The organism is Amycolatopsis mediterranei, assembly GCF_026017845.1.
Lineage (GTDB): Bacteria > Actinomycetota > Actinomycetes > Mycobacteriales > Pseudonocardiaceae > Amycolatopsis > Amycolatopsis mediterranei.
On record NZ_CP100416.1, the window covers coordinates 8,935,601 to 8,947,151 of the forward strand.

At 68.6% G+C, this 11,551-nt stretch carries 8 protein-coding genes; 7 read left to right on the forward strand and 1 reads right to left on the reverse strand.

Features of this window, described 5'->3' with window-relative positions; all coding sequences use genetic code 11:
- The first annotated feature begins 345 nt into the window (after positions 1-345).
- The 7 genes from ISP_RS40400 (at position 346) to ISP_RS40430 (ending at position 9,817) form a co-directional block, all read left to right on the forward strand.
- The gene (locus ISP_RS40400) at positions 346-513 is read left to right on the forward strand and encodes a hypothetical protein (RefSeq protein WP_230468575.1); all 168 of its coding nucleotides are present in this window, start codon (positions 346-348) and stop codon (positions 511-513) included.
- 44 nt (positions 514-557) lie between these two features.
- Complete coding sequence (locus ISP_RS40405) at positions 558-1,478, forward strand: PfkB family carbohydrate kinase (RefSeq protein ID WP_013229560.1); 921 nt, start codon at positions 558-560, stop codon at positions 1,476-1,478.
- Positions 1,466-2,206 carry a 5'/3'-nucleotidase SurE gene (gene surE / locus ISP_RS40410; protein WP_013229561.1) on the forward strand — a complete coding sequence of 247 codons (741 nt, stop codon included), beginning with the start codon at positions 1,466-1,468 and terminating at the stop codon, positions 2,204-2,206. Before ISP_RS40405 ends, surE begins: the two co-directional genes overlap by 13 nt.
- A 720-nt stretch (positions 2,207-2,926) precedes the next feature.
- A complete protein-coding gene (locus ISP_RS40415; protein ID WP_230468576.1) occupies positions 2,927-3,367 on the forward strand; it encodes a hypothetical protein in 441 nt (146 codons plus the stop codon).
- A 221-nt stretch (positions 3,368-3,588) separates the two neighbouring features.
- A complete protein-coding gene (locus ISP_RS40420) occupies positions 3,589-6,672 on the forward strand; it encodes an AfsR/SARP family transcriptional regulator (protein ID WP_230468577.1) in 3,084 nt (1,027 codons plus the stop codon).
- Positions 6,673-7,337: 665 nt separating this feature from the next.
- Positions 7,338-8,663: a cytochrome P450 gene (locus ISP_RS40425; RefSeq protein WP_013229564.1), complete on the forward strand. Its 1,326-nt coding sequence runs from the start codon at positions 7,338-7,340 to the stop codon at positions 8,661-8,663.
- A complete protein-coding gene (locus tag ISP_RS40430; RefSeq protein WP_013229565.1) occupies positions 8,660-9,817 on the forward strand; it encodes a hypothetical protein in 1,158 nt (385 codons plus the stop codon). Before ISP_RS40425 ends, ISP_RS40430 begins: the two co-directional genes overlap by 4 nt.
- Before the next feature lie 127 nt (positions 9,818-9,944).
- Here ISP_RS40430 and ISP_RS40435 read toward each other — a convergent pair whose 3' ends face one another.
- The gene (locus ISP_RS40435) at positions 9,945-11,495 is read right to left on the reverse strand and encodes a rhamnogalacturonidase (RefSeq protein WP_013229566.1); all 1,551 of its coding nucleotides are present in this window, start codon (positions 11,493-11,495) and stop codon (positions 9,945-9,947) included.
- Between the last annotated feature and the right edge of the window lie 56 nt (positions 11,496-11,551).

Here is an 11,551-nt window from a genome sequence, read left to right on the forward strand (position 1 = left end):
CAGGGCCAGCCCGCCCGCGGCCACCAGCACCGTCCTGGCCTTCGTTCGCCTGCTTGGTCTCATCTCGAAGCCTCCAGCGTCCGGGAACACCGAGAGCCAAGACGGCGAAAGACACGGCAGCGGCGCGGTTCGATGACCAGCGGACGTACACAGACCCAACAACCGCTAACTGGTGCACCGAGGACGAAATACCACGGCCAGTGCGCGAATTTCCCTTACCAAGCAACAACTTCAACGGAAAATGCCCGCCGCCGGTTCCGACTGGGTCGCGGGAATCGCGTCGAAGCCCCGGACAGGCTCGCCCTGACGCGCATGAATTCCCCGCGGGCCGGGTATGCGGCCGACATGACGACTTCACCGTTCGAGCCGGACCCGAAGCTGGGTGAGCAGGACATCGCGGCCGCCGACCCCGGTCAGGGGGCGCCGAACACCGCCGAGGGGTTCGGCGCCGGCGAGACCGGACCTGATGTGATCATCCCGGAAGACGCGGGCACCGAAGAAGACCCGCGATAACAATCGGGCAAAACGGGTATCAGATCTTCATGACCGAGGGTCGAGTGGCGGTGTTCGCGCCGTCCCCCCAGCTGACGGTGACTGTGGAAGAGACCGCCGGGGTGCCGGACGTCCACGTGCATGCGGGTGGGCAGGGGGTGTGGCAGTCGCGGATGATCCAGTCGCTGGGAGCCACCCCGGTGCTGTGCTGCGCGCTCGGCGGGGAGACCGGGCAGGTGCTGCGACACCTGATCGGCGTCGAGCTCCAGATCCGGGACGTCGCCGCGCGCAACGGCGCCTACGTGCACGACCGGCGGGAGGGCCACCGCGACGAGGTGGTGCGGATGCCGGCCGACGCGTTGTCGCGGCACGAGCTGGACGACCTCTACGAGCTGACGCTGGTCGCGGGCCTCGGTGCGGACGTCACCGTGCTCAGCGGCCCGGCCGAGGACGACGTCCCGGTGCCCCACTCGGTGTACGAGCGGCTCGCCCGGGACCTCGCCGGCCAGGGAGCCCGGGTAGTGGTGGACCTGTCCGGGGAACGGCTCGCCCGGGCGCTCGCGGGCGGCCCGGAGGTGGTGAAGGTCAGCCACGAGGAACTGGTGACCGACGGGCTGGCGGAGTCGGACACGCTGCCCGACCTCGCGAAAAGCTGCCGCGAGGTGGCGAAGTGTGGGGCGCGCGCGGTCGTCGTGTCGCGGGCGGCGGAGGACACGCTCGCCCTCGTCGAAGATGAGCTGTGGCTGGTGGAGTCGCCCGAGCTGACGCCGGTGGACCCACGCGGCGGCGGCGACTCGATGACCGCGGGACTGGCGGTCGGCTTGGCTCAGGGCCGGTCGCTGGAAGAGGCGCTGAAACTCGGAGCGGCGGCCGGAGCGGTGAACGTGACGCGACACGGCCTCGGATCGGGCAGCAGCGCAGCAGTGCGCGAGCTGGCGCGGCGCGTGCGCCTCAAGAACTGGGAGGACACCGGATGCGGGCACTGATCACGAACGACGACGGCATCGGCTCACCGGGACTGGCGGCGCTCGCCCGCGGCGCGGTGGCGCACGGCTGGACGGTCGTCGTCGCCGCGCCCGCCGAGGAGGCCAGCGGGACCAGCGCGGGCCTGTCCGCCGCCGGGGACGACGGCCGGATCACCGTCGAGCAGCGGCAGCTGCCGGGCCTGCCGGACGTGCCCGCCCACGCGGTCGCGGCGCATCCGGGGCTGATCGCGCTGGCGGCGGCGCAGGGAGCGTTCGGCGAGCCGCCGGAGGTCGTGCTGTCCGGGGTGAACCGCGGCGCGAACGTCGGCCGCGCGGTCCTGCACTCGGGAACCGTCGGGGCGGCGTTGACCGCGTCACTCAACGGGGCCCGCGCACTCGCCGTGTCCCTCGACGTGGGGCTCGAGCCGGGTCCGCACCAGCATTGGGACACCGCGGTCACCGTTGCGGCGACACTGTTCGACCGGCTCGCCGCAATGCCGGCCGGGACGGTCCTCAACCTGAACGTACCGAACCGGGCCGAGGTGGGGACGCCGCGGCGGGCCGGGCTGGCCGAGTTCGGGACGGTGCGCAGCCACGTCGAGAACGGTGACGACGGAGCGATCAGCCTCACCGCCGTCGTCGTCGAGGGCGATCTGCCGCCGGGCAGCGACGCCCGGCTCCTGGCCGAGGGCCACCCGACAGTGACGGCACTGCGATCGGTGACCGAGGACCCCAACATGCGGCTTTGACCGGCCAAAGCGGGGTTCGGCGGCGCCCGGCCATGCGGCGGCCCGTCGACGGACAGTGGACTCGAGGATCGTCAGCGTGGCTTTATGGACAAACTGGAAACCGCCGAGGAAGCGCCTGCCCCGGCACAGCCTCCGTCCGGGCGACTTGGCACTCATGGCCGCCCCCGGAATACCTGCCAGTAATCATCAATCCACTGCCACGTGTAGCCCTTATCCTTAAGATACTTGAGCTCCCGCTGATAAGTATTCCCCATCCTGCATAGCGGCTTGCAAGGGTCGGTGACCAGGCGCACGTCACGATCGCCATTGAGCCTTGTCCCGGTCGACGACGACCCATTCTCGAAACCTCCGCCCGGCAGGGACGAACGGCGCGCCGTTGCCCGCATCGACGCGCTGACATCGGTGAAGAAATCGGACGGTCGCTCAGGCATCGCTCAACTCCGGACCGACCTGGAGCGAGTAGTAGCCGGTGGTGGCCAGCCGGCGCGACCACGACGCTGCCGGGCCTTCCACGGTGACCTCGCCACTGACGAGCCCGTCGGCCCGGCCGGCTTCTCCGGCGGCCCGGGGGTCGAGAAACGCAGAAGTGGTCGTGCTGACGCACGCGTCCAATCAACGTCCAGTCGGCATCCAAGGTGGCGCAGCAGGCTGGTGCTCGTCAGCACCGGGTGGTCCCCAACCCGGGAACCGTTCCGGCCGATCGACTCCAGGAGATGCTCTATGCGTAGGCAATTCCTTGCTCACGGCTTCATCGCCTCCTCGGTGGCGAAGCCCTTGGTCGTCCTGGTAGCACTCATTGCCGCCTTCGTGGTCGCCCCGGGTGCGGCGTCCGCCGCATCCGGGGGCGACACCTCGGCGACTGCGGGATGGAGCACCTTCCCCAAGCCCGTCACCGACACCTCGAAGCAGCTCAGCAGCGGCGAAGCGAGAACCGACACCGTCAATGCGGTCTTCACCTGCAACTACTACAGCGTCTCCCCGTACTACGTCATCGACTTCACCTGCAACGTGACGCAGGGCGCCATCCAGCTCTGGGTGAACTGCACGGACGGACGCCACCTGCTCAGCGGCATCATGCGCGCAGTCGGCACCTACAACGCGCGGTCCATCTGCGGCCCGCCCGCGAGTTTGGTCAACTTCGGCGCCAACCAGCTCGCCTGAACTGAGAACGCGACAACCGACTGGACCGGTCCTCTTCGCCGCGCGGCGGAGAGGACCGGTCCGCACCATGTGCGAAACCGTTCCGGCGACAGGCGTTCCGTGTTGCGAAGGGCCGGCGTTGTCCGGCCCGAATCACCCAGAACCGTCAGAGCACCGGACGTTGTTGCTTCCGGCCCTCCCCTATTGACAGTACGTGAATCGCTGCGAAGAGTGGGCGATCTGTGGCTGCGCAACTGGAGGTGGCTGTGCATGTACAGGTGCTGGGGCCCGTGCGGGTGTGGCAGGACGGAGAGGAACTCGATCTAGGTCCACCGGGCCGTCGGGCCCTGCTCGGGGTTCTCGCGCTGGCCAGGGGCCGGGCTCTTCGGCGGACAGCGCTGGTTGACGCGTTATGGGGTGACACGCCGCCACCGAGCGCGACGAACATCATCCAGACGCATGTCAAACACCTGCGGCGAGTGCTCGACCCGGAGCGGCACGCGTACGCGCGCAGCCAGCGGATTCCTACGGTCGGCGACGGATATGCGTTGCGGATCTCACCGGATCAGAGTGACGTGGACCGGTTCTACCGCCAGGTACAGGCCGCCGAGCAGGAACGCCAGGCGGGCCGGTCGGATCAGACGGCGGCGATGCTGGGCGAGGCGCTCGGGTTGTGGCATGGGCAGCCACTCGCCGACCTGCCCGCTCTCGTAGGCCACCCGACGGTTCTCACGCTGTTCGAGGCACGGCGCGACGCGGTGCTGGCCTACGCCGAGGCGCTGCTCACAACCGGACGTGCCTCCGAAGCGTTGCCGGTCGTCATCGAGGAGACGGCGACGCACCCGCTCGACGAGGCCCTCGCGGCCATGCTCGTCCGGATGTACACAGCGTCCGGACAGCGGGACAAGGGATTTGCCGTATACGACCTGACCCGCAAACTGCTCGCCGCAGAACTGGGCGTCGCCCCCGGACCCGATCTGGCCGAGGCACACGCGATGCTCGTCCGGGAAACAGCCTCGACAGCGCCGTTCGCGTCGAAGCGACACCTACCGGCCGAGCTGCCGGCGAAGGTGTCAGAGGTGGTCGACCGGGCACGGCAACAGGACGAGCGCTTGGCCGGCCAGGTGGTGCCCGCCCGCCACCGAAGCGGGCGCCGGACAAACGCCTTGGCTCGCTACGAACAGCTCAAGCAACACCTGGGTATCGACCCCGGCCCACCGCTGTGGCAGGCGCACCACCACGTCCTCACCGCCGAGCCGGCAGTAGCCACCCCGGTAGGCACCGAACGTGCACCCGTGCCCCGCCAACTGCCCGCCCCACCGCGGCCGTTCACCGGCCGGGTCGCCGAACTCGCCGAACTCACCGCGGCAATGCGGGCCCAAGCCGAACCAGGCGGCACGGTGGTGATCTCCGCCATCGGCGGCACCGGCGGCATCGGCAAGACCTGGCTCGCCCTCCACTGGGCTCACCAGCACATCGACCGTTTCCCCGACGGGCAACTGTTCGTAAATCTTCGCGGCTTCGACCCTACCGGCGACCCGCTGACCACACAGACGGCGGTGCGCGGATTCCTGGCGGCTCTGAGCGTCGAGCCCTCGGCCATCCCGGCCGAACTGGACGCGCAGGTGGGGTTGTACCGCAGTCTGCTCGCCGGCAAACGAATGCTGGTCGTACTGGACAACGCCCGCGACACGGCCCAGCTCGCACCGCTGCTTCCGGGCAGCCCCAGCTGCGCGGTGCTCGTCACGAGCCGCAGCCGGCTGTCCGGGCTGGTGACCGCACACGACGCCCACCCGCTGACGATGGACGTGCTCTCCGAATCCGCAGCTCGTCAACTGCTGCAGGCTCGGCTGGGGGCCCAGCGGCCGGCCGCCGAACCTGGTGCGATGGCCGAGTTGATCGCCTGCTGCGGAGGATTCCCGCTGGCGTTGAGCATTGTCGCCAGTCAGGCCCGAGCCCACCCGCAATTCCCGTTGGCGGCACTGGCCGCCGAACTGCGCGACGCCTCGACGCGGTTGGGCGCTCTGGACGACACCGATCAGGCCGTCGGCGTACCGGCGGTGCTGTCGTGGTCCTACCGCGCCCTCACCCCCGAAGGGGCGCGGACGTTCGGGCTGATCGGTCTCGCGCCGGGACCGGACATCGATTTGCCGGCCACGGCCTGCCTCACCGGCTTGCCCATCGACGCGGCCCGGCGCGTGTTGCGCGCCTTGGACCAGGTTTCCCTGGTGCACCAGCATGTTCCTGGCCGATGGCGGATGCATGACCTGGTCCGGCTCTACGCCGCCGACCAGGCCCGCCAGGATCAGCCCCATGCCGACCGGGAGGCAGCGCTGCGCCGGGTTGTGGCCTTCTACCTGCACACCGCCGACGCCGCCGACCAGCTCCTGGACCCCCACCGCCAGCCCATCCGGCTCGATCCGCCCCCACCCGGTTGCCTTCCCTACCCGTTGTCCGATGCCTCGGCGGCCCTGGCCTGGTTCGACACCGAGCACGCGTGCCTGCTGGCCGCCCATCGTGCCGCGATCTCGAACGGGTGGCACCAGACCGTGTGGCAGTTGACCTGCACCCTGTTCACCTTCCACCACCGCCGGGGACACCGCCACGACCTCCTCGCCGTGTGCCGGACAGGTGCGGTGGCCGCGGAACACCTCCCCGACCCCGACATCCACGTCCGTGCTCACCAGCGTCTCGGACGTGCCTACGCAGATCTGTGGCGACTCGAGGAGGCGATCGACCACCTGCGCCGGTCTCTCGCAATCGCCTGTCAATACCACGACCACACCAACCAGGCCCACGCCCATCACGCACTCGCGCGGGTCTGGGAGCAGCAGGGCGACAACCGACTGGCCCTGGAGCAGGCCACCCACGCCCTGAACCTGTTTCGCTCCCTCGACGATCCGGTATGGCACGCCGCCACGCTCAACATGGTGGGCTGGCTCTCCGCCCAGCTCGGCGAGTACGAGCAGGCCCGCCGGCACTGCCAGGCCGCGCTGACCCTGCAGCGCCACCACCAGGACCCCGACGGTGAAGCGATCACCCTGGACAGCTTGGGCTACATCGATCACCACACCGGCCGCCACCGTCAGGCCATCTGCCACTACCAGCAGGCCCTCACCCTGCGCCGCGCCATCGGCCACACCTACGAAGTCGCAAAGAATCTCGACGCGATGGGCCGGCCGTACACGGCCCTCGGCCAACCTGATCAGGCCCGCGCGGTGTTGCGGGAGGCGTTGGAGTGGTACCGGCAACTGGGCCGCGGGGAGGACGCTGCACGGGTGCAACAGCAACTGGACGACCATTTCCGCGACCTGACACCCTCGTGATCGGCTCGACGTCGGGGACCCCGCCACATGCACCGGCCCTTCACCATCCTCGGACTCACAACCTGATCAACGATCTTGGAACGACCGCGCGGGCTGCGCCGGTCGATAGGCGAGACCGGGATCGCTGGGACAAACAGCGCAGCGGAGTCGTTCTGGTCGACGTCCAAACGCGAAGGGTACAACCGGCACATAGACGGACTCGTTGCCCGCGATTGACACGTCGATCCATTTCTGGGACAGTCGACAGCGGCACTTCGCAATCGAGATCCCGAGTTCTGGCGACTACGAAAAGTCGCCGCCAGCGGCTGCGTGAATCGCGTGAGCGCCTGCCCGCCGTTCAGCGTAAATCTCAGGGAACTCTTACCGATCCGAAAGTCCCAGGTCGCCTTCCCGGACGGTCAAAGGGGCGTTGGGCAGCACTAGCCTGCTTTCCGCAAGGCTCCAGTTGTGCGGAATACGGCCGCGCGGTTGACCGAAGGTGCAGCAATGCTGTCCGAACGCATGAACGAGCGTCCTCGCACGGGACCCGGCGAATACACGCGATCAGTGCGAACAAGACCGGGAGAGCAAGTGACCGTGGTGGAAGGCACCGTCCCTGCCGGGAAACTGGTCGCCACCGGCCGGTGGAAGCATGGCCGCGCACCCGAGGGTCAGGACGAGCGGGAATGACAGCCGTCGTCGCGCCCGGCGCCCTGCCGCTGATCGGTCATCTGGTTCCGTTGGTGCACAACAGGTTGGAGTTCCTGAGAGAGCTGCCAGCGTACGGGGATCTCGTCCGGGTCCGCGTCGGTCCCTGGCAGGCACTGGTCGTCACCAGTGCCGAATTGACCCACCAGGTGCTGCAGGACGACCGCACGTTCGACAAGGGCGGCTACCTGTACGACCGCATCCGGGAGACCGGGGGCAACGGACTCGTCAGCTGCGCCCATCGTGACCACCGAAGGCAGCGTCGCCTGGTGCAGCCGTCCTTTCACCGCGACCGGCTGCCCGGGTACCTGCAGGTGATGAGCAAGCAGATCGACGAGGTGCTGGGGCACTGGCGGGACGGCCGGGCCGTGGACGTCCATGCCGACATGCAGACCGTCACCGCGCGCACGATGCTACCCAGCGGCCTGCCCTCCTCGGTCATGGCGCAGATGATCGAGGACATGAACGTCGTGCTGGCGGGTGTGGTGTGGCGTTCGATCCTTCCCCGGAGGCTGGACAAGGTCCCCCTACCGGCCAACCGGAGGTATCACCGCGCACAGGAACGGCTCAGGCGTATCGTCACCGAAGTCATCGCCGACTACCGTTCGAGCGACACCGACCACGCCGACCTGTTGTCCGGCCTGCTCGCCTTCTGCGACCCGCACGACGGCGCGCCAGGCCTGTCCGACGCCGAAATCCACGACCAGGTACTCACCTTCCTCTTGGCCGGCACGGAAACCACGGCGAACGTGGTGAGCTGGGCCTTGCACCTGGTGGCACGGAATCCTGACATCGAACGACGGCTGCGCGCCGAAGCGGCCGGTGTCGCAGGCACCACACTGGACGATCTGTCGCGGCTCACTCTGGCGCGCAACGTCATCCTCGAGACGGTGCGGTTGTTCCCCCCGGTTCCCCTGCTCACCCGGATCACCACGAAGGACACGCGGCTCGGCGGGCATTTCCTTCCGGACGGTACCACCGTGGTCTACAGCCCCTACGTGGTTCAACACCAGGGTGCGCACTTCGCGGACCCCGAAGACTTCCGGCCCGACCGGTGGGACGGCGATGGGGAGCCGCTGCGACCGCCGCGCGGGGCGCTGTTCGCTTTCGGTGGTGGCGCGCGCCGGTGCGTCGGCGACACCTTCGGGCTTGCCGAAGCCATGGTGATGCTGTCGACCATCACACATCGGTGGTCGATGCGGTCGCTGCCGGGTTCGCGGGTACGTCCCGCGCAAAGTCTGGTGCTCGGTCCCCGGACCCTGCGCATGCGTCCGCAAGCGGCGACCCCGGGAGCATGCTCATGACTCGCGCCGAGCCTCGGGACAACTGGTTCTATCCGCGTGACATCGAGGACGATCTGAAGGGCACCGACCTTCCCGAGGAGATCGTCGCCGAGACCTTGGCCTGCGCGTGGGAGTACACCCGATGCGTGATACCCCAGTTCATCGACTGGGATCGGTACATCGCCTTCACCCGGATCATCGTGATCGGGATCATCGCAGAGTTCCGCGGCGGTCTGGTGGACGTGGCCGCAGGCGACAACCTGTTGGGCTACGACCTGGACGAACTGCTCGACACCGTGTTCGCGGGCACTCCCGGACACGAGGAGATGGCCCGCGAATACCGCACCTTCCTCCTCATCACCGCGGACAAATCGAGTGAGCGATGCAACTCGGAACTGTTCCGCCGGTATGTGAACGCGCTTACCCGGTCCCCCAAGGACTGGTTCCGCCTCCGTGACAGCGACGCTCTCGCACGGTTCACGATAGCCGCCGCCATGGCGTGCAACGACATCACCGACACATGGTTCAGTGAGGAGGAGTTCCAGATCCTCACTGAGCTCGGCGACACCCTCTACGACGCGGTCGCGTACTACAAACACCGCGCCGAGGGGGAGACCAACAGCACGTTCGCCTACGTCGGTCACGAACTGCGCGCCGAGTCCTATCGCCGCTGCCGGGAAGCCCTCTGGGCGTTGGACGTGGCATGGGCACGCGCGCCCGCGCACCGGGCCACCATCAATTTCCTGCGATATTTCGGCGGGCCGATCCACATGATGATGCGGAGATACCGGTTCACCGAGGAGGACCTGACGATCGGGAGGCCCGAGACCGAGCACGTGGTGGCTCAGACCCGCCAGAACATCAAACTCTGGCATCGTGTCGACGTGACCGAGAAGAGCACCCACAGCGTCCGCTACGCGAACGTGGTCGCCCGCAGCGAAGAACTGATGTTTCCCGGTTTGGCCGACATGCTGGAGAGCGCCGCCGACGCGCACTGCGACCACTGCCGCCACCGCCTCTCTTACGGCGCCGAACCACTCGGCCGGTTCGGCGGCGTCGAACTCTGCGACAGCTGCCGAGCGGACTGGGCTACCTATTTGCGAACCTTCCCGGCCCGCGCGGCGGAAGTCTTCCCGCTCGTTGGCGTTGAGCAGGCGATCGTGGGCTTGGCGTAGTGCTGCGGAGAGCCGCCGGACGCCGAGCGCACCGGTGACGCGTGCAAGCGGCCGTCCGGCGGTAATTCCCCGTACCGGGCGTCCTACCGGTGTCGACGCCGGCGTTCCCCCGGCGACCGCCGCGTGCTCACAGGTCCCGGTGGTCGACGCGGTCGAGGACGGTGTCGGGTACCGGACGGCTGGTGGTCACCCGGAAGTCCTGCACGGCGTCGAGTGTGAAGGTCGGGACGCCCGTGGCCTTGTCCGCGCGGACGTGGTGGAAGTCGGCGTCGGTGACGTCCCTGAGCATGTGGGCCGGCCGGGTGTCGGTCCGCTCGTAGCGGACTTCGACGTTGTCGAACGTGAGCCCCCTGGCGTGCCTGATGAACCAGCCGTAGGCCGGCAGCGTGCCGAACATGGCCGGCTCGGGGTAGCCGGTCTCCAGTTCCGGCGGGTTCGCCACCGCGTCGGCGGGGGTCAGGCCGCCGGCCGTGTGCTGCCGGACGTTGCTGATCCGGATGTCCTCCACGTTGTGCCCGGGAATGCCGGCGATGGTCGACGGGTACTGGGGGTCGGTGTTGGCGGCGACGACGTCGCTGATGCTGACGCGGCGCAGCGTGCCGACCGGAATCCCGGCGGGACCGCGCATCCGGGCGCCCAGCCGGAGGAAGATCGGCGTCTGCACGTGCCGCATGGTGAGGTTGCTGATCGTCACGTCCTCCAGCACCCCACCGTCCACGGTCTCCAGCGCCAGCCCGCGGCAGTACTCGAAGACGATGTTCGAGATGGCGATGTTCTTGAACCCGCCGTTGGACTCGGTGCCGAACTTGATCCGGCCGACGCGGGAGTAGGGGCCGGTCCGGAACGTCCCGTCGACCAGCGTCCCGAGGTCGTAGCCGCTCACCAGGCAGTTGTCGATGGTGACGTTCTCGGTCGCTCGCAGCTGGTTGAGGGCGTAGGAACTCTTCAGCACGATGCCGTCGTCGTAGGGCGAGTTGACCGTCGTGTTGGCGATGCGCACGTTGCGGCAGCAGTCGAGGTTGATGCCGTCCCGGTTGGTGTCGATGACCAGGCCGTCGATGCGGAAGTTGTCCACGCCGGTGGGCAGGACGGCGAAGTGCCCGCCGTTGACGATGGTCAGGTCGCGAATCGCGATGTTGCGGCACAGCTTGAGCGCGATCGCCTTGTTCCCCTGCAGTGGCGCGGATTCCTGGTCCCCCGAGGCGACGAGGCCGGAGCCGTCGATCCGGCCCGGGCCGTGGAGGGTGACGTCCTCGACGCCCTCGCCCCAGATCAGGCTGTTGTGCCAGTGGCTGTGCCCGAAGTCCTGGTACGGGTTGCCCGCCCCCGGCTCGGCGGGGTCGTAGCCGCGCCCGCCCGCCGGCTTGGCGGCGAGCAGGGTGGCGTTCTGGTCGAAGTACAGCGCGACCCGGCTCCTCAGCCGGATCGAGTAGCTCGCGTACTTCCCGGGCGGGAAGTACACCGTGCCACCGGTGCTCGCCGCCGCGTCGATGGCCCGGTTGACGGCGTCGCTGTCGATGGTCGTGCCGTCACCGGCAGCGCCGAACTTGCGGACGTCGAACACGGTGCCGGTGGTCCCCACGGGGTCGGCGACCGCGGTTGCGGTCCCGGCCAGCGGGGCCGCCAGACCGGCGGCTCCCACGGTGACGACGCGACGACGACTCAGGAGCATGTCCATCCACCTCATCAACGGAAGGCCCGGCCGGAACCGGCTGATCGGAAAGTGTCTTCGCG

Coding starts and splice junctions, on each gene's coding strand:
- ISP_RS40400 (WP_230468575.1), top strand. CDS start 346: ATGACGACTTCACCGTTCGAGCCGGACCCGAAGCTGGGTGAGCAGGAC.
- surE (WP_013229561.1), top strand. CDS start 1,466: ATGCGGGCACTGATCACGAACGACGACGGCATCGGCTCACCGGGACTG.
- ISP_RS40415 (WP_230468576.1), top strand. CDS start 2,927: ATGCGTAGGCAATTCCTTGCTCACGGCTTCATCGCCTCCTCGGTGGCG.
- ISP_RS40425 (WP_013229564.1), top strand. CDS start 7,338: ATGACAGCCGTCGTCGCGCCCGGCGCCCTGCCGCTGATCGGTCATCTG.
- ISP_RS40430 (WP_013229565.1), top strand. CDS start 8,660: ATGACTCGCGCCGAGCCTCGGGACAACTGGTTCTATCCGCGTGACATC.
- ISP_RS40435 (WP_013229566.1), bottom strand. CDS start 11,495: ATGGACATGCTCCTGAGTCGTCGTCGCGTCGTCACCGTGGGAGCCGCC.